Below are 17259 nucleotides of genomic sequence, written 5' to 3'. Positions count from 1 at the left end.
GCTCTTTTCGAACAGGTACAATATGAGGTACATTGTCAAATTGGAGTGGAACCCTGTGAATAATGAACTTACTTCAAAAAGCATTTTCTTTGGCACCTTGCTGGGTATCCTGCTTGGAGCGATCCTTGGGGCAGGCACGGGTGCGATCAGCGGCAGATGGGATGGTGTCTTCACGGCTGCCATCATCGGGGCTGTAAGCGGAGCCGTCACCGGCGCACTGACGGGCATGCTCGTCGTCCGCACAGCAGGGACAACAGGCGGGGTCAGTGCAGGCGCATATTCAGGCATGGCGTTCGGCGCATTCCTTGGGCTGATCTTCGGTATCTTCATTCCTGAGACCTTTCGCCAGAGTGTATTGGCATTGGATGTGCTCATCCTGAATGTCATCTTTTCCGGGCGCTTCGAAGCGGCGATCCTGATCAGCTTCCTGCTCTCGGTCCTTGCCACCGCTGTAGGCGCCTGGGTCGGCGGGCGTAACCTCAAGCCAAGAGACGTAGAAAACCTCAAGGCGAAGCACTAGGTTAGTAAATCGGAATGGTATAATTTCGCCGCCTAAATCTCATAATTTCTCAACCAATCTGGTTATTATTTGAAGGAGAACGACATGTCTGGTCATTCAAAATGGTCCACTATTAAACGCAAAAAAGGCGTAGCGGATGCCAAACGCGGCGCCATCTTCACCCGCCTGGCGCGTGAGATCACCATTGCCGCCCGCGATGGAGGCGACCCCGATACCAACTTCCGCCTGCGCCTGGCAGTGGAAAAAGCCCGCGGCGAGAACATGCCCAAAGACAATATCGAGCGCGCCATAAAAAAAGGCACCGGCGAAGATAAAGATGCCGCCGTATTCGAAGAACTCACCCTCGAAGGCTACGGTCCGCATGGCTCTGCAGTGATGGTCTCATGCGTCACCGATAATCGCGTACGCACCGTTTCAGATGTGCGTCACATTTTCAGCAAATTTGGCGGCAATATGGCAGAAGCGGGAGCCGTGGGCTGGCAGTTCGACCGAAAGTCGTATTTCTCCTTCCCCTCCAGCGCCATGGCATTCGATAAAGCCTTCGAACTCGGTGTGGAAGCTGGTGCCGATGATGTTGTGGACAGCGGCGAAGAGATCGAAATCTTTGGTCCCGTAGATGCTTTCAAAACCATCATGGATACTCTTAGTAAAGCCAAAGTGCAACCTGCAGAAGCTGGTCTGCGCTTAATCGCCAAGCAAGAGATCGACCTCGGTGTGGAAGAGATCATGGCAGTCATGAAGGTTGTCGAAAACCTCGAAGATCTCGATGATGTGCAGGACGTTTATCACAACGTCAAAGTATCTGACGAAGCCCTCGCAGCCCTCGAAAACGCATAAGAAGATTAAATACGACGGGCACGAAAAGCACGAAGGATTTTCCTTCGTGTTCTTCGTGCCCTTTGTGGTTAAATGGGTTTATGACTCTCGCCCTCGGAATTGACCCCGGTACCGCCACCACAGGCTACGGACTCGTCCGCCTCATGCCAGACGGAGAATTGGTCGCTGTTGACTTTGGCGTGATCCTCACCCCAAAGGAAGCCACCGCTTCTGAACGGCTCGTGATGCTCTTCGACGACCTCAACAAGATCCTGAAAAAACATAAACCCGAAACCGCCGCCGTCGAAAAATTATTCTTCTCGAAAAATGTCACTACCGGTATTGCCGTGGGGCAGGCTCGCGGGGTCATCTTGCTGGCATTGGAAAAAGCGGGAATTAGAACCTACGAATACACCCCCAACGAAGTAAAACAAGCCGTGGCAGGGTACGGTTCCGCGGAAAAACGACAAGTGCAGGAAATGGTGCGGGCTTTATTGCAGCTGGAAAAAATCCCAAAACCCGACGATGCTGCCGATGCACTGGCAATTGCCATCACGCATTTGAATACAGCTCGATACGATTAAAACCACAGATAAACACGGATGAACCTTGGCTTCTATGAAAGGGAGGTTGACATGCCAACAATGGAAGGTAATGCAATCACAGAGAAAATCATTGGCTGTGCATATACAGTTAGCAATACACTAGGGATTGGATTTGTCGAAAAAGTCTACGAAAACGCACTCGCTCATTTACTTCGCAAATCAGACTTACATGTAGTTCAGCAGTATCCTATCAAAGTTAATTTCGATGGGATTGTAGTAGGTGAATTTGTTGCTGACCTATTGGTTAAGAATCGGATTTTGGTCGAATTAAAGGCTGTTTCTATGCTTAAAGATGAGCACACAGCGCAAGCTTTGAATTATTTGCGCGCAACCGGTGCAGAAATTTGTCTTCTCATCAACTTTGGTGCAACCAAAGTTGAGCTAAAACGTCTTCGCCCCTCCAATAACTGGAAAGCCTCAAATTAATAATCCCTCCCAAATATCCTTTTTATCCGTGTTCATCTGTGGTTAAATAAGCCCATGATTGCAACCCTGCGCGGAGAAGTATCACATGTTGAAGATAATGCCATCATCGTCGAAGTGGGCGGTGTGGGATTGAGAGTATTTGTCCCGGCACCAGTACGTACGAATGCCAAGGCGGGGGAAATTCTTTTTTTGTTCACACACCTCGTCGTTCGGGAAGATGCGTTGACGCTCTACGGCTTTGAATCTCAATCAGACCGCGATCTTTTCAACATCCTGCTTGGCGTGGACGGAGTCGGTCCCAAGGTTGCATTATCCGTGTTATCCACACTCACGCTGGAAACCATTCAGCGCGCCATCTTTGCCGATGAAGAAGAGCTGCTCGGCAAGGTTCCCGGTGTGGGCAAAAAGACCGCGCAGAAGATCGCCATTCACCTCAAAGATAAACTCAAGCCCACCGATGCCCTTGGCAGGATCGCGGCGCTTACAGATTACGACAGTGAAGTCCTTGCCGCGCTCACCGCGCTGGGATATTCTGTGGTTGAAGCACAAGCCGCACTGCAAGCATTACCCAAAGACGCCCCCAAGGATGTTGAAGAACGGCTGCGCCTCGCCTTGCAATATATCGGCAGATAAGTCTTTAGCCGCGTGTTGGGCGTGAAGCAGGGGCAGATCTTTTTTCAGGAAACATCGAATCAGCCACAACACTGACGATGCGCACAAAGAGCAGGAAGAGCAAACTTCCTGCAGAGAACCAGTAATAGTTCTGTGCCCAACTCATATTTGAGTCTGTTCCGCTGAAGATGGCGTGAAAGATGCCAACGAAGTACATGGCAAAGCTCAGGTAATGTAACAAGCGCCAGGTTTTTTGACCGATCACAGGGCGGATATAAAAACTAAGCGTTACAACAAGCCAGATATAAAAACCGATCTGCCCCACCCCCACCCAAAAAGGTTTATACCCCGCTGTGCTAAAAGGGATGAGCAATTGCAGCAGGGTGAAATTGATATAGTGATCTCCAAGCAGCACAACGGCATGGAAGATTGCAAACGCCAGCCCCAGCAAACTGACATACTCATGGATCGCAAAGGTAGCCGGCATGCCGGGCCAAAACCGCGCCATTTTGTTGGTGATACCCAAACCCAACGCCATCGAAAGCCAAAGAAGAGAAAGCGAAACAAAAGCCGTGCCGCGCGAAAGGTACCAGTAGGCTTTCGGTCCTTCGCCGCTTAACGAGAACGCCATATTCGGCAATACAAAAGGCAGCACCAATGCTGCGATCAATACCCCCATGAGAGACGCGAAAAGAAAAAGCAGAAACGACTGGATACTAACCGAGGATTCGTTAAATTCATTTTGAGATTGCATGCATAGCTCCTTGCAAATATTCCGGCATTGACGGGCTGATATACACCTCGCCGGATTCCATGATCAACATTCCCGCACAAGATGGATGTGACTCGACCCACTCGAGCCCCAGTTCACTGCCAAGGATGAACGCGGTCTTCGCCGCAGCTTCGGCTTCCATCACCGTTGGGGCAACGACCGTGGCACGCACAACATCCGTATCCACTGGCAGACCGGTACCGGGGTGGATGATGTGATGCTGCAAGATGCCGTTGCGCTTCCAATTTCGGCGGTCTTTTCCAGATGAGGCAACCCCGCCTTTATACACATGTAGAATGTCAAAATCGTTTCCAGCTTCAAAAGGGCTGGATACGCCGATCTGCCAGGCGCTGCCATCCAGGCGTGGACCACTAATTGCAATATCGCCGCCTGCATTCATCAAGCAGGGACCAAGCGCCTGCAAGCGTTCGATAGTCTGATGTGCGGCCCAGCCTTTGGCAACACCGCCAAAGTCAAGGCGAACGCCTTGGGGTAATGTGAGGGTGCGATTTTTAGAGTCCACGACTACCGTGGCAAGCGGATGAATTTCCGAATTACCGAATGTCATGCCGTTGAATTGCGCACGCGGAAGTTCATCAAAGGAAAGGTCATACCCTGCCGTAAGCATCGCATCCAGCACAGTGGGGGTAACCAGTCCATTGCTTAGCTCATCAGCCCACAAAGCGGTCTGGAAGACGCCCCAGAGCGCCTCGCTGACCGGTGTCGGCTGGTCGAAGGTTCGGTTGAGGCGAGACAGTTCACTGTCCAGCCTGAAGCGGCTGAGGGCTTGCTCCCATTCCTCGAACCAGAGCGGAATATCCTGCAAAATATCCGGCGCAGAATCCGAATCCAGTTCGAGGATGGCAAGCATATCGCTGCCCATGGCACGGAAAGGGTATCGGTGCAGCATCAGGATGAAGAAGTGGATGTTGCTGGTTGCGCAGCCGCAGGTCCACCACCACCTCCGCCGCCACCATCACCAGGGTCTTCATTACCGCCCCCTCCACCACCATTTCCTTTTGGCTTACTAATCACAACAACTTGCGGCTGCGGAGCTTTACCGCCGAATAAAATGGTGTAACCGACCGGGGGCATGGTCACCACAGGCGTGGGAGATTCAGCCGCTGTGGACGATTTCTCCACAAGGCGCAATAACGCCTGCTGTTCTGCGGCTTTTTGATCCGCTTTTGCCCTATCGGGTCCGGCGAACATGTTCCAGAACGCGATCACAGATGTCATCGAGATCGCAGCAATTGCAAATTGTATGTCAGACCATTTATTTCCATTCGATTTGGGAGCCATTTAGATATCCTTCCTAATCATCGTGCTCGTCATGCTCGCCGCCTTCATGCTCACTGGATTCATCGCCGCCAGAATTTCCAGAGTTGGAACCTTGGTTTGAGCCGCTAGTACCAGAGCCCGCTCCCGCCCCAACGTTAGATGCCGCTACAACCACCACAGGCTGAACTTTATTATTTGTAAGCACAACCCCAGTTGAACTGACATACACCAGATCACCAGAACTGAACGTGACCAGATAAGCAGAAGCGCCCTCGTAATTCACAACTTCCACACTATACACACCCGGGTCACCAAGGAAATCAACGGCAATGTTCGTGGCCTGATCAGGAGATACCACCTGCGGCTCTGAAGAGGCGACCGGCACATTCACAAGTTGCCCATCCACCGATTGCGATGCAACCTGCTTGGGCGGCTGACTGTTGAACACACTCATACCGCCATTCTTCACTACGGTTTGATACGCCGAAGCCACACCAAACATGGTCGCCATTAGAAACATGGTCAACATTGCCGAGATGAATAAAGTACTTTTTCTCATTTCACACTCCTTTTATCTGAATTGATAATTTCCGTCTACATAGAAAAGTCGAAATCGATGTGAATTGGTTATGGGGATGAAATTAATGATTTATTAGAGAATGCTTCAAAAAGACTGTAAAAGAAATACATCACAAAGAAAGAGCCGTGGGTTTTGCTTTATAATCTTTTATATGAATAAATTGAAAAATATCGACAAGCGTTGGTTTATTTTGGCGGTGATCGTTATTATTGTGCTAGGGGTTGGTATTGCCTTACTGCCACCCGTGAGAAGCCGACTCTCAACACAATATGAACTCCTGCGCACACGCATTGTTTATTTCTTCAACCCTCCCAGCGAAGCTGTTTTTGAACCCAGTGAACCGAACCCATTAACCATTGAAACCGCAGTTGGAACTGCCCGCGCTGAAATGCTGTTGACATTGACTCCCAAGGCGACATCTACACCAAAAGCGGGACCCACAGTCAAGCCGACGGTCACTACGACACCCGTGCCTGATACAGCGATCCTGCCGGACGTTATCTACGTTGACCAACATGGACGGTGGAACTATTGCGGTCCTGCCAATTTAACGATGGCATTGAAATTCTGGGGCTGGGGCGGTGACCGTGACGACATTGCCAAAGTGGTAAAACCCGGCTCGCCAAACCTCAACCTGGAATTCATCGAACGCGGACTGCCCGACAAGAACGTGATGCCCTACGAGTTGGTGGATTTCGTCAACATACAGACCACGGAATACCGCGCCCTTTCACGCTACGGCGGCGACATGGACCTGCTCAAACGACTTATCGCGGCAGGTTTCCCCGTTATTGTAGAAAAAGGCTATTACGAACGCGATTACACCGGCAAGATCGACTGGCTTGGTCATTATCTCTTCACCACCGGCTACGACGATGCGCGCGGCGGATTCATTGTGCAGGATGCCTACCTAAAACCCGGCAAAGACCTGCTTAGCAAATATGACGAATATCAAGATGGCTGGCGCTCCTTCAACTATTTATTCATGGTGGTATATCCCGCCGACCGTGAAACAGAGGTGCTGAACCTTCTCGGTCCCTGGGAAGATGAGACCTGGGCTGCCACTCACGCCCTCGAACTCGCAAATCAAGAACTTACTGAACTAAAAGGCAACGACTTGTTCTTTGTTTATTTCAACAAAGGCACCAGTCAGGTCATCCTGAATCAATATGCTGATGCCGCCATCGCCTATGACCAGGCGTTCAATCAATATTCCAAATGGGACACAGCCAAAGGCAACCGACCCTTTCGTATGATGTGGTATCAAACGGGTCCTTATTTTGCATATTACTACTCTGCGCGTTACCAGGATGTGATCGACCTCGCCAACACCACCCTCACAAAAACCATCTCGAAGCCCACTCTGGAAGAATCCCTGCTTTGGCGCGGGCGCGCCTATTCCATGATCGGCGACACCAACGCCGCCGTGGCAGATTATCGTGCTGCACTCCAAGTCCATGCGGATTGGTTCCCGGCGGTACAGGCGTTGCAAGAATTGGGATTGCAACCATAAGCCACACTACACCATGAAACTATTACACTTTGCAGATGCCCATATCGATATGACGAACTACGGACGGCATGACCCGGTCTCCGGGCTGCCGCTGCGTGTGTTGGATTTTCTCAAATCGCTCGACACGATCGTGGATACTGCCATCGAACGCAAGGTGGACCTGGTCATCTTTGCGGGCGATGCCTACAAAGATCGTTCTCCGGCTCCGACCTTTCAACGCGAGTGGGGCAGGCGCATCATGAAACTTTCACAGGCGAAGATACCCACGCTGCTATTGGTGGGCAACCACGATATTTCCCCATCCATTGGGCGCGCGCATGCTCTGCAAGAATTCAAGACTCTGAATGTGCCGTTCGTAAAAGTGCTGGATGCCCCTCAACTACTCACACCAGAAGACCTGTGGGGGCTGCCTCTGCAAGTCATTGCCATGCCGTGGGTGGCGCGTTCAGGGTTAATGGCTGCCACCGGCGAGACGGATTCCACACAGGCGTTCTCACGCATCGAAGAAAACATCGGTGACTTGATCAGCAGCTGGATCGAAGACAGCGACCCAGCTCTGCCGATCGTGTTGACAGCCCACGCCTCCATTGAAGGGGCAAAGTTTGGCGGAGAAAGACTCGTCATGTTGGGCAATGATCTGGTGCTAACCGGTTCATTGGTGAAGAACCCCAAATTAAGCTATGTGGCAATGGGGCATATTCACAAGCCTCAGGATGTGAACGAAGGACATCAGCCGCCGGTGATCTACCCAGGTTCCATAGAGCGGGTGGACTTTGGCGAAGCGAAGGAAGATCGTTTCTTCGTTGTTGCCGATGTGGAAAAAGGGCGGGATACGGAAGTAGAGTGGATCCAACTCACAGGAGTGAGAAGGTTCATAGACCGCCGCGCAGTTCTAAAGTCCAGCGAGAACGTGACCGAGACTCTCAAAGCGGCATTACCCAGCCCAAAGGAAATGCCCGAAGCGATCATCCGGCTGGTGGTGGAATATCCAAGAGAATGGGATGCCCTCATTGACGAAGCTGCCCTGCGAAAATATACGGCAGAAGCCTTTGAGTTCCATTTTGTCAAACGCCCGCAGATCGAGTCGCGTGTGCGCATTGATGAAGGGCAGGTGGTGAGCAGTTTGAGTCCGTTGGACCTGCTGGGACAATATTTTGATGCATCGAAGGTTTCAAATGCAGATGAGTTGAAAGCTCTGGCGCAGGAGATCATCACCGAAGATTCGCAGGACTCTTGACACTTGTTACTTGAAACGTGATACTTGGGCATCCTAATCACGCGAGGTAGTCATGTCCAGTGAACAATCAAGGTATCGTTGGTTCGTCGTTGCTGTGTTCTTTTTTTTCATGCTGCTGCATCAGACCGACAAACTGATGATCGGCTCTCTGCAGGTTCAGATCAGCAATGATTTCAATATCAATAATAAACAATGGGGGCTGATAAATTCGGGCGCGTTGATCGTCGCCACGATCTTGTATCCGATCTGGGGTTATTTATACGACCGTTATTCGCGCACCAAATTACTTTCGCTGGCATCGTTCATATGGGGCGCCACCACCTGGTTGAATGCCATTGTACGCAGCTTTGGCGGTTTTCTCGCCACACGCGCCTCCACCGGCATTGATGATTCTTCCTACCCCGGTCTATATACTCTCATCGCCGATTATTTCGGACCAACACAGCGTGGAAAGATCTTCGGCATACTACAATTGGCGCAGCCTCTCGGTTATTTATTGGGAATGATCCTTGCGCTCATGGTCGCACCCGCCATTGGCGGGTGGCGCTCTGTGTTCTACATCACCGGCTCACTTGGGGTGATCATTGCCCTTCTCATTTTTTTTGGTGTGAAAGAAATGCCGCGCGGCAAAGCCGAGCCCGAGTTCGAGAACATGACAGAGATGCAGACCTTCAAGTTCTCATGGGCAGAAGCCAAAGAAATATTCAAAAAGAAAACCATGTGGTTCGTCTTTTTACAGGGATTCGCAGGGGTGTTCCCGTGGAATGTCATTACCTTCTTTTTCTTTGCCTATCTTGAGAAGGAACGCGGCTACGATGCAAACGGCATTCTCTTTACCATGGCGCCTGTCATCCTGATCCTCGCCAGCGGATACTTCATCGGCGGCGCACTGGGTGACTTTGCCTTCAAGCGTACCAATAAGGGACGCATTATTGTCTCTTGTATCGGCGTTCTGATGGGTGCGCTTTTCATGTACCTTGCCATCACCACCCCCATTGAAGCAAAGAACCAGTTCTTCGTCTTCATGTGTCTTACAGCCATCTTCATGCCGCTTTCTGCCACGAACGTGACCGCCACCGTCTACGATGTGACCGTACCGGAAGTCCGTTCCACTGCGCAAGCCGTGGAGTATTTCATAGAAAATGCGGGCGCCGCTTTTGCCCCTATCATCACCGGCGTCATAGCGGATATGTACGATCTCAAGACCGCCATTCTGCTCATCTGCACAGTGGCATGGGGCTTGTGTTTTATCTTCTATCTTGGTGCGATCTTCACCATCGACAAAGACTCGCATGACCTGCGCAATCAAATGGCAGAACGTGCGAAATCCATGTAATAAAAACAACGGGCTTGGTTTTGACCAAGCCCGTTGTTTTTAGCCGTGAACTTTTCTCAACATAAAAAGGGAGGAACCCTGCACTGCCAGTGCCGTCAAAGCTGCCAGCCCAAACGAAACCCCAAGGCTCGTTTTTTCGATCAACAAGCTCAACACCAGAAAGAAGCCCAAAAAGGCAAACAACCCATAGAGCAACCCGCGCAGAACATGTGCCGCCGCAGCAGAACCATGGTCACGATGCGCAAAGACAGTCAGAATGGTGACATAAAGTGGGATGGTCGTCAGCAGCCCGGTCAGGCGCGAACCGATATAGGGCGCGATACCGGTTAGAAGCAAAATAAAACTGGTACCGATCAAAATGCGCACGGGAATATCCCACTGACTTTTCCTGCTTTCACCCATCTCCAATGCACCCTGCGGCATAAACTTCAGCCCTGCAAAGTTGAACAGCAGGACAAGGGGAACCACAATATAAAGAGGAATGATGATCGTCTGCAAATAAAGAGTGTTCAGCGAAAAGACAAGGATACTCCCCGCAATGGCAACCTGCCAGCGAAAGCGGGTGGCAAGCCAGGAGTACGTAAGCGCATACAACACAAGGGATGTTCCCCCGCTCAACACACCCAGAATGGAATTTTCTGCAAACACCGCACCATGGCTCAATGCCAGAAAAAACACGACCGGACCTGAAGTCAGCGGCATACCAACGATCCAGCCGCTGACGGCTGGTCCCCAACGACGTCCGGCAAGGCTGGCAGAGCCAATAATAAGCGGGGCAAGGATCAATTTTAGAGCGAGTATGTTCATATCAACAAGTTTCCATTCATACGATCAACCTGCCATGCGGAAGACCGCCAGCAAGATCGAAAGATCCGCGATCATGTGTCCCAGCAGCGGCGCGAGCAAACTGGCATCCCTGCGATATAACTGTCGCCAGAACCAACCGATAAAGACCAAAACAAAAAAGATGAACGCAACCGAAAGAGGGTGTGCCTTATCCCATACGATCATGATGTGATACGCCGCGTAGGCGGCATCTCCCCAATAAAATCCACTGGTTTCAGAGCCCAATAGGCACCGCCAGAAATATTCCTCAAAGAATGGATTGATGATCGAAAAATAAGTAATGAACCCTGCCCAGGTGGAATCAGTCAACCCGAGAGCCTGAAGTCGTGCAGGCAGGTCAGGGACTACCCCAAACAAATCCCACAACAGATACAAGCCCAATCCGCTTGCGGCACAGAGAAACACGCCCGGCAGGACGCGCATCCACGAGACTGGCTTGAAAAAGACACCCAAAGGCAGCGCTTGGCGAAGCCAGAGCAAGGTCAGCAAGATCGCCAAATGAAAACCTATCAGCGCAAGCCAGGCGCTCTTAAGAACGAAAAGTCCCGCCCAAACAGCGAAATAGGGCAGGACCAACACAATCCATTTCGAACGCATTTGATACTACTTGATCTCGGTAATGATGGTACGTTTTGCGCCAGCGGACATAAGACCCTCCGCAACCGACTCCGCCAAGGCTGGGTCCACCAATGCGATCATATTACCGCCGCGTCCGCCGCCGCTGAGTTTGGCGCCGAGCGCCCCCGCCTTGCGTGCTGCATAAACGAGAACATCCAACTCCGGCGAAGAGACTGTCATTTGTTGGAGGAATTCATGGTTATGATCCATCAACTCACCCAGCATTTCGGGTCTGCCGCTTTCAATGGAACGGCGCGCGATCAGGGATATCTGCGCAATCTCGTTGAAGATAACCTCGAAACGGTTCGAGTCCCTCAGCCACAGACGGCGCACATCACCCACTGATTCCTTTGTCGGCGCCGGAATGCCGGTATCACCGACAACAATGGTAAACGGCTTGCCAGATCTAAAGGTTTCGATGGGCTTGTCTTTCATGTAATAGACCGGCATATTGTAGGTAATGACCGTATTGTCGATACCGGAAGGCGTGCCGTGGTGAAGTTTCTCGATCTCGAAAACAAGTTGATTAACTTGCTCATTGGTCAACGAAAGCGACATAAAAGAAGAAAGAGCCCGAACCAAGGCAACCGAAACAGCCGCACCGGAACCAAGCCCCGCGGCAACAGGAATGGTCGAGTTGATGATGATGGAAATATTGGGGAATGTTAAAATGCCGAGATGCTGAAAAACTTTCAGGATCACCGAACCAATTGGATGGTCAGATGGAAGCGTGGAAAGTTCAGCCTGCAAGTTAATGACCGGCGCATGGATCCATACACCAGGCTCATTCGCATCCAGAACATCCACGTCCACATGAACTTGCTCCACAGGTACGGCAAGTGCCGGGCGGTTATACACCACAGCATGTTCGCCAAACAGGATGATCTTGCCGGGTGCAGTGGCTTTCATGAAAAGTAAAAGATGGCGAGAACGGTGACTGCCCAAAAGAACATGGCAAGCTGGAACGGACGGTCGGAGAGTAATACTTCCTCCGGCGCGCCGCCTGCATGTTTAACCTCAATCAGGTAAAGGTAGCGAAAAATGGTGTACACCACGAACGGAATGGTGAGCATCATGGAATGATTTTCAGGCACATTGGGCGCAGAGAAGGTATAAAGCGAATACGCCACAATGGTCGTGCCCGAAACGATCATGATGTATTGGTCAAGCAGCGGCAGGGTGTAACCATCCAGCACTTTGCGGTGCGAGCCTGCACCATGAGCGAGCAAGGCAAGTTCGGCGCGGCGTTTTCCAAAACCAAGAAAGAGCGAAAGCAAAGACATGACGATATAAAGCCAGGGTGAAAACCGCTCAACATGAATGAGCGTAACCCCCGCCCCCACACGCAGGACGAACCCAGCCGAGATGATCAGTACATCCAAAATCGGAATATGCTTGAGCCACTTTGTATAGGCAAGGTTGAGAACAAAATACGCAACGATCACGGCACAGAAGGCAGGCGCAAGCCAGTACGCCAAGGCGACCGTAGCGATCACGATCATTATCCCGGCAGCCCAGGCAACACCCACGGGTAATTTTCCAGAAGCGATCGGGCGATTCTTCTTCTCAGGGTGCTGGCGGTCGGCTTCCACATCAGAAAGGTCGTTGAAGATATACACACTCGAAGAAATAAGGCAGAAAAGCGCAAAACCCGCCAGGGTTCGTAAAAAGGAATCAACGACCAGCAGTTGCTTGTCGAAGACCAGCGCCGCAAAGATGAAAACATTCTTCGTCCATTGGCGTGGACGCATGGTTTTAAACAGGGCAATTAACATGCCTTATTTTACCTGATACAATATTTTCATGCCCAAAGTTCGTTTGGATGTTTTACTAGTGGAAAAAGGATTGGCTGACTCACGTGCCAAAGCCCAGGCGCTCATCATGGCGGGGCAAGTACGCATCGCGGATCAGGTCGCACTCAAGCCTGCCGTGACGGTTCAACCTGATGCCGTGCTGACGGTGGATACTGGTCCGCGCTACGTGTCGCGCGGTGGTGAAAAGATCGAAGGCGCGCTGACCCGCTTCGCCATTGACGTGACCGGCTTCACCTGTGCCGATGTCGGCGCATCCACTGGCGGCTTTAGCGACTGCCTGCTTCAGCATGGTGCAGTGAAAATCTATGCCATTGATGTGGGGAAAGGCATTTTGCACTGGAAGCTGCGCAACGACCCACGCGTAGTGGTGATGGAAGAGACCAATGCACGCTTCGTGGAATCACTGCCCGAACAAATAGACTTCGTGACCGTGGATGCTTCGTTCATTTCACTGAAAACGTTACTGCCGGTCATAAAAAAATGGAACGCAGCACATGGGATCGTTGCTCTGATAAAACCGCAGTTCGAGGCTGGCAAAAAACTGGTCTCCCGTGGCGATGGTGTCATCCGCGACCCGGAAGTTCACAGGCAGGTATTGGTGGATGTATTAACCTTTGCAAAGGCAGAAGGCTTCGGTGTACGTGGTTTGGTGAGATCCACTCTGCTGGGTCCGAAGGGAAATACAGAGTTTCTGGTCTGGCTGGAAATGCATCCGAACGATGGAGAAGTGGAAGAACTGGTGAATGGGGTTATCCCACCGTTGGAGCAGGAATGAATTGTCCCAAATGCAACTCTGAATTAACCAAAAAATATTATAAGGGCATGTTCGAAGTGGATGCCTGCCCAAACTGCCGCGGCATGTGGCTGGATTTCAATGAACTGGATAAACTCGAAGACGTGATCTTCGATGAAGACGAACACAAAGGCTCGCTCATTCATTTCCAAACCCAAACAGAGTTTCCATGCCCGCACTGCGGAATGAAACTGGACGAATTTCAATACCGTTTATACGACCTGCGGCTCGATACCTGCACCCGCAACGATCATGGGTTCTGGCTGGATGCAGGTGAAGACGAACGCGTAATGGAGATCATGCAAAAGCGGGCAGGGGAAATGCGCAGGAAGGTCAATGCCGAAGCGGAATGGAAGCAGTCCCTGATAAATATGCATTCTTTCCTGAAAAAAAAGAAATAAGACTAAGTTTACGAATAAATCAACCGCCCCTTCCTGTTTGGAAAGGGGCGGTTGATTTATCTTTTTAGTGATTGTTTCTTCGTATGAAGAACTTGGTGATCTCTTCTGCGATCGCAGGCATAAGTGCCAGCCCCACCACCAGCCCCCATTCCCGTCCGCTTAGGAAGTGGGTGTTAAAGATAGGCTGCAAGAAAGGCAGGGCGCAGACTAAAAGCAGCAAGGTTATCGAGATCCCGACCGCATATTGCATGTATTTATTGGAGAACAAACCGATCTTGAAAATGGAAGCGCGCTCCGAACGGACAGTGTACGCGCGGAAGAGTTCTGCCATAGAGAGGGTGACAAACGCCATCGTCTCAGCAGTTTGCACATCCACACCGCGCCAGTCGTGGTTGAGGACGAATGAAAGTAAATTTGCGCCATCCGGGATGCTCGCCCCTGCTTCGAGATGCCATACCAAGCCCATCACGAAGGCCGTCAGCACAGCACCAGTTTGAGCGAATGTCTGTACGAAAATCCCCACGCCCATTGAACGGTTGATGATCGGCTCCGCTTTGGCGCGCGGCTTCTGATCCATAATATCGGGGTCGCCCTTTTCCATGGCAAGAGCCAGAGCAGGAGCGCCGTCCGTGATGAGGTTGAGCCATAACAATTGAATGGCTGTCAACGGTGCAGGCAGACCGGCAAGAGTCGCAAGGAAGATGATCATGATCTCGGCAACATTTGAGGAAAGCAGGAAGAAAACGAACTTGCGGATGTTCGAGTAGATAATGCGTCCCTGTTCAACTGCCGAAACAATGCTGGCATAATTGTCATCGGTCAACACCATATCGGCCGTACCTTTGGCAACATCGGTGCCGGTAATGCCCATCGCCACGCCGATGTCGGCGCGCTTGATGGCAGGGGCATCATTTACACCGTCACCGGTCATGGCAACGACTTCATCGTTCGCCTGCAGAGCATCCACGATGCGCATCTTATGTTCCGGCGAGACGCGGGCGAAGACGTCGGTATCTTCGATGACCACCTTGAGTTTGTTATCGTCGATGGTATCCAATTCGGCTCCGGTCATCACGCCTTTGCCGGGTCGCAGCAACCCGATGGATTCAGCGATCGCTTTGGCAGTGTTCGGATAATCGCCTGTGATCATCACCGTGCGGATGCCCGCATGGCGCGCACGTTCAAGCGCCGGTTTCACTTCGGTACGCGGCGGATCGATCATGCCCATCAGACCAACAAAGACGAGGTCTTTCTCAAGGTCTTCGGTCTTTACCTCTTCGATATTATCGGGGATGTTCTTATCCGCACGATAAGCAAAACCAAGCACACGCAGCGCTTCTTTGGTCATGACATCATTGGCGGCAAGGATGCTCTTGCGCATCTCTTCGGTCATTTCGCGCGGTTTATCGTCCATGCCCTGATATTTCGAGCATAGCGTCAATACAATGTCAGGCGCGCCTTTCATGGCGATGACATCCCAGTCTTTATGCTTCTTATCGTAGAATGGCGAAGGATCTTCCGGATTTGGATTGGTGACATCATGAATGGTGATCATGCGCTTGCGTTCCGAATCGAAGGGGACTTCGTTTTCACGCGGGTAGGCTTCATCAATATCCACATGGATGGCGCCAGCTTTTGCCGCCGCAATTAGTAATGCGCCTTCCGTCGGGTCGCCGACGATGCGATAAGTCTGCTGAGAATCAGTTTCGCCTGTGCTTTCGATTTCGGCATCATTATTCAAAACACCCAGCCAAAGCGTGGAAAGAATGGCAGGATACTGTTTCACTTCCACAGGCTTGCCATTCACCTGAAAATCACCTTTCGGTGTGTATCCAGTCCCTGAAACGCTGACAAACTGCCCGTCCGCCCAGATGCGGGTAACGGTCATTTCATTTTGTGTGAGAGTTCCAGTCTTATCCGAACAAATGATGGTGGCGGAACCAAGCGTCTCAACCGAAGAAAGCTTTCGAATAAGCGCATGGCGTTGGATCATTTCACGCATACCGAGCGCCAGTGAGATGGTCACCACGGCGGGCAACCCCTCCGGCACGGCAGCAATGGCAAGGCTGATGGCAATGATGAAGACTTCGGTAATTTGTTCTGCAAAGGTCTTAAAGTAAGCTGCCGGATCTGAGAAAAACCCGCTGACTTCGGTGTAATTGAACAGAGCAACAATAAAGACAACAAAAACGAGAATCAATGAACCAATGCTAAGCGACTTGCCCAACTGGTCGAGCCTGCGCTGCAAAGGAGTCTCTTCGGTTTCAACGCTTTGCAGCATCGTGGCGATCAATCCGAGCTGGGTATTCATACCTGTGCTGGTCACCACACCGCGCCCACGCCCATAAGAAACGACCGTTCCCATAAAAGCGGTATTTTTGCGGTCACCCAACGGGACATTCTTATCCAACACAGTGGCGGCATTCTTTTGAACCGGGAGCGACTCTCCCGTAAGCGAGGCTTCCTCCACGCGCAAGTTCACGGCTTCAAGTAGACGCAAGTCGGCAGGGATGAAGTTGCCTGCTTCAAGAAAGACAATATCCCCTGGCACCAGGTTGTAAGCAGGTACAGATTTACGTGAACCATCGCGCACTACCTGCGCTTCCGGAGCAGCGAGTTTCTTCAAAGCAGCAAGCGCCTGCTCTGCACGTTGTTCCTGCACAATGCCTAAAACAGCATTCAGGACTACGATCGACATAATGGCGATGGCTTCCACGTAATCACCCAACAAGGCGGAAATCACCGAAGCAACGATCAAAAGAATGACCACAAAGTTATTCAATTGATCCCACAACATGACCAGGAAGCCGGGGCGTGACGCTTCTTGCAGCTCATTCGGTCCGTAATGTTCGAGCCGTTTTTCGGCTTCAACTGTGGTCAGCCCTTCATCATGGACTTTCAGGTCGTTAAGCACCTGTTCCATTTCCAATGCATGCCACGCAGTTTCCTGAGATACATTTTCCTGTTTCGCCATTGTCATTAATTATCTCCAGATATATAGTGAAAAAAAGACCACCACGAATCATCGTGGTGGTCTTGCCAACGCAATGTTGCGCATGAATCACCGATGGTGACAGACACCAATGGTT

The 17259-nt window shown here is 51.2% G+C and carries 19 protein-coding genes; 10 read left to right on the top strand and 9 right to left on the bottom strand.

What is annotated here, in order from left to right; genetic code table 11:
- The first annotated feature begins 55 nt into the window (after nt 1-55).
- From IPG80_RS07815 to ruvA, 5 genes are all read left to right on the top strand, one after another.
- Nucleotides 56-520, top strand: coding sequence for a hypothetical protein (locus IPG80_RS07815; protein ID WP_345104809.1), 465 nt, complete (start codon nt 56-58; stop codon nt 518-520).
- 84 nt (nt 521-604) lie between these two features.
- Nucleotides 605-1357, top strand: coding sequence for a YebC/PmpR family DNA-binding transcriptional regulator (locus IPG80_RS07810; protein ID WP_345104807.1), 753 nt, complete (start codon nt 605-607; stop codon nt 1355-1357).
- 80 nt (nt 1358-1437) lie between these two features.
- Nucleotides 1438-1920: a crossover junction endodeoxyribonuclease RuvC gene (gene ruvC, locus IPG80_RS07805; protein WP_345104804.1), complete on the top strand. Its 483-nt coding sequence runs from the start codon at nt 1438-1440 to the stop codon at nt 1918-1920.
- Between the two features lie 51 nt (nt 1921-1971).
- The gene (locus IPG80_RS07800; protein WP_345104801.1) at nt 1972-2367 is read left to right on the top strand and encodes a GxxExxY protein; all 396 of its coding nucleotides are present in this window, start codon (nt 1972-1974) and stop codon (nt 2365-2367) included.
- Nucleotides 2368-2421: 54 nt separating this feature from the next.
- Entirely contained in the window at nt 2422-3000 is a 579-nt protein-coding gene (gene ruvA / locus IPG80_RS07795; protein WP_345104798.1) for a Holliday junction branch migration protein RuvA, read from the top strand.
- 4 nt (nt 3001-3004) lie between these two features.
- Here the strand turns inward: ruvA and IPG80_RS07790 are convergent, their stop codons facing one another.
- Genes IPG80_RS07790 through IPG80_RS07775 form a run of 4 tightly spaced genes read right to left on the bottom strand, consistent with a single transcriptional unit; the run spans nt 3005 to nt 5591 of the window.
- On the bottom strand, nt 3005-3733 hold the full coding sequence (locus IPG80_RS07790) for a hypothetical protein (RefSeq protein ID WP_345104795.1): 729 nt from the start codon (nt 3731-3733) through the stop codon (nt 3005-3007).
- A complete protein-coding gene (locus IPG80_RS07785; protein ID WP_345104792.1) occupies nt 3717-4661 on the bottom strand; it encodes an FAD:protein FMN transferase in 945 nt (314 codons plus the stop codon). The genes IPG80_RS07790 and IPG80_RS07785 overlap by 17 nt, the downstream gene beginning before the upstream one ends.
- The gene (locus tag IPG80_RS07780; protein WP_345104789.1) at nt 4661-5053 is read right to left on the bottom strand and encodes a hypothetical protein; all 393 of its coding nucleotides are present in this window, start codon (nt 5051-5053) and stop codon (nt 4661-4663) included. The genes IPG80_RS07785 and IPG80_RS07780 overlap by 1 nt, the downstream gene beginning before the upstream one ends.
- Nucleotides 5054-5066: 13 nt before the next feature.
- Nucleotides 5067-5591, bottom strand: a complete 525-nt coding sequence (locus tag IPG80_RS07775; protein ID WP_345104786.1) for a hypothetical protein — start codon at nt 5589-5591, stop codon at nt 5067-5069.
- Nucleotides 5592-5763: 172 nt separating this feature from the next.
- Between IPG80_RS07775 and IPG80_RS07770 the strand changes: the two genes are divergently transcribed.
- From IPG80_RS07770 to IPG80_RS07760, 3 genes are read left to right on the top strand one after another with little or no spacing between them, the layout of a single operon-like run.
- Nucleotides 5764-7125: a C39 family peptidase gene (locus tag IPG80_RS07770; RefSeq protein WP_345104783.1), complete on the top strand. Its 1362-nt coding sequence runs from the start codon at nt 5764-5766 to the stop codon at nt 7123-7125.
- Between the two features lie 13 nt (nt 7126-7138).
- Nucleotides 7139-8362 carry an exonuclease SbcCD subunit D gene (locus IPG80_RS07765; RefSeq protein WP_345104780.1) on the top strand — a complete coding sequence of 408 codons (1224 nt, stop codon included), beginning with the start codon at nt 7139-7141 and terminating at the stop codon, nt 8360-8362.
- Nucleotides 8363-8414: 52 nt separating this feature from the next.
- On the top strand, nt 8415-9698 hold the full coding sequence (locus IPG80_RS07760; protein WP_345104777.1) for an MFS transporter: 1284 nt from the start codon (nt 8415-8417) through the stop codon (nt 9696-9698).
- 39 nt (nt 9699-9737) lie between these two features.
- On the opposite strand, the gene IPG80_RS07755 is transcribed toward IPG80_RS07760, so the two are convergent.
- From IPG80_RS07755 to IPG80_RS07740, 4 genes are read right to left on the bottom strand one after another with little or no spacing between them, the layout of a single operon-like run.
- Nucleotides 9738-10505 carry a hypothetical protein gene (locus tag IPG80_RS07755; protein ID WP_345104775.1) on the bottom strand — a complete coding sequence of 256 codons (768 nt, stop codon included), beginning with the start codon at nt 10503-10505 and terminating at the stop codon, nt 9738-9740.
- A gap of 24 nt (nt 10506-10529) precedes the next feature.
- Complete coding sequence (locus tag IPG80_RS07750) at nt 10530-11141, bottom strand: CPBP family glutamic-type intramembrane protease (RefSeq protein WP_345104773.1); 612 nt, start codon at nt 11139-11141, stop codon at nt 10530-10532.
- Between the two features lie 6 nt (nt 11142-11147).
- Nucleotides 11148-12071, bottom strand: a complete 924-nt coding sequence (mvk, locus tag IPG80_RS07745) for a mevalonate kinase (protein WP_345104769.1) — start codon at nt 12069-12071, stop codon at nt 11148-11150.
- On the bottom strand, nt 12068-12937 hold the full coding sequence (locus IPG80_RS07740; protein ID WP_345104766.1) for a decaprenyl-phosphate phosphoribosyltransferase: 870 nt from the start codon (nt 12935-12937) through the stop codon (nt 12068-12070). Before IPG80_RS07740 ends, mvk begins: the two co-directional genes overlap by 4 nt.
- Nucleotides 12938-12965: 28 nt before the next feature.
- Here IPG80_RS07740 and IPG80_RS07735 point away from each other — a divergent pair, with 28 nt between their 5' ends.
- Nucleotides 12966-13751, top strand: a complete 786-nt coding sequence (locus IPG80_RS07735; RefSeq protein WP_345104763.1) for a TlyA family RNA methyltransferase — start codon at nt 12966-12968, stop codon at nt 13749-13751.
- A complete protein-coding gene (locus tag IPG80_RS07730) occupies nt 13748-14170 on the top strand; it encodes a zf-TFIIB domain-containing protein (RefSeq protein ID WP_345104760.1) in 423 nt (140 codons plus the stop codon). Before IPG80_RS07735 ends, IPG80_RS07730 begins: the two co-directional genes overlap by 4 nt.
- Before the next feature lie 64 nt (nt 14171-14234).
- On the opposite strand, the gene IPG80_RS07725 is transcribed toward IPG80_RS07730, so the two are convergent.
- Nucleotides 14235-17150 (bottom strand): cation-translocating P-type ATPase, encoded by a 2916-nt coding sequence (locus IPG80_RS07725; protein WP_345104758.1) that lies wholly within the window; start codon nt 17148-17150, stop codon nt 14235-14237.
- Nucleotides 17151-17259 lie beyond the last annotated feature (109 nt).

The organism is Candidatus Villigracilis vicinus, assembly GCF_016702885.1.
GTDB classification, from domain to species: domain Bacteria; phylum Chloroflexota; class Anaerolineae; order Anaerolineales; family Villigracilaceae; genus Villigracilis; species Villigracilis vicinus.
The sequence above is the reverse complement of the archived record's forward strand: the minus strand, read 5'-3'. Positions and strand labels throughout refer to the sequence as shown.

Bases quoted from the DNA above. Each gene is read 5' to 3' on its own strand.
- IPG80_RS07810 (WP_345104807.1), top strand. From the start codon at position 605: ATGTCTGGTCATTCAAAATGGTCCACTATTAAACGCAAAAAAGGCGTA.
- ruvC (WP_345104804.1), top strand. From the start codon at position 1,438: ATGACTCTCGCCCTCGGAATTGACCCCGGTACCGCCACCACAGGCTAC.
- IPG80_RS07800 (WP_345104801.1), top strand. From the start codon at position 1,972: ATGCCAACAATGGAAGGTAATGCAATCACAGAGAAAATCATTGGCTGT.
- ruvA (WP_345104798.1), top strand. From the start codon at position 2,422: ATGATTGCAACCCTGCGCGGAGAAGTATCACATGTTGAAGATAATGCC.
- IPG80_RS07790 (WP_345104795.1), bottom strand. From the start codon at position 3,733: ATGCAATCTCAAAATGAATTTAACGAATCCTCGGTTAGTATCCAGTCG.
- IPG80_RS07785 (WP_345104792.1), bottom strand. From the start codon at position 4,661: ATGCTGCACCGATACCCTTTCCGTGCCATGGGCAGCGATATGCTTGCC.
- IPG80_RS07780 (WP_345104789.1), bottom strand. From the start codon at position 5,053: ATGGCTCCCAAATCGAATGGAAATAAATGGTCTGACATACAATTTGCA.
- IPG80_RS07775 (WP_345104786.1), bottom strand. From the start codon at position 5,591: ATGAGAAAAAGTACTTTATTCATCTCGGCAATGTTGACCATGTTTCTA.
- IPG80_RS07770 (WP_345104783.1), top strand. From the start codon at position 5,764: ATGAATAAATTGAAAAATATCGACAAGCGTTGGTTTATTTTGGCGGTG.
- IPG80_RS07765 (WP_345104780.1), top strand. From the start codon at position 7,139: ATGAAACTATTACACTTTGCAGATGCCCATATCGATATGACGAACTAC.
- IPG80_RS07760 (WP_345104777.1), top strand. From the start codon at position 8,415: ATGTCCAGTGAACAATCAAGGTATCGTTGGTTCGTCGTTGCTGTGTTC.
- IPG80_RS07755 (WP_345104775.1), bottom strand. From the start codon at position 10,505: ATGAACATACTCGCTCTAAAATTGATCCTTGCCCCGCTTATTATTGGC.
- IPG80_RS07750 (WP_345104773.1), bottom strand. From the start codon at position 11,141: ATGCGTTCGAAATGGATTGTGTTGGTCCTGCCCTATTTCGCTGTTTGG.
- mvk (WP_345104769.1), bottom strand. From the start codon at position 12,071: ATGAAAGCCACTGCACCCGGCAAGATCATCCTGTTTGGCGAACATGCT.
- IPG80_RS07740 (WP_345104766.1), bottom strand. From the start codon at position 12,937: ATGTTAATTGCCCTGTTTAAAACCATGCGTCCACGCCAATGGACGAAG.
- IPG80_RS07735 (WP_345104763.1), top strand. From the start codon at position 12,966: ATGCCCAAAGTTCGTTTGGATGTTTTACTAGTGGAAAAAGGATTGGCT.
- IPG80_RS07730 (WP_345104760.1), top strand. From the start codon at position 13,748: ATGAATTGTCCCAAATGCAACTCTGAATTAACCAAAAAATATTATAAG.
- IPG80_RS07725 (WP_345104758.1), bottom strand. From the start codon at position 17,150: ATGACAATGGCGAAACAGGAAAATGTATCTCAGGAAACTGCGTGGCAT.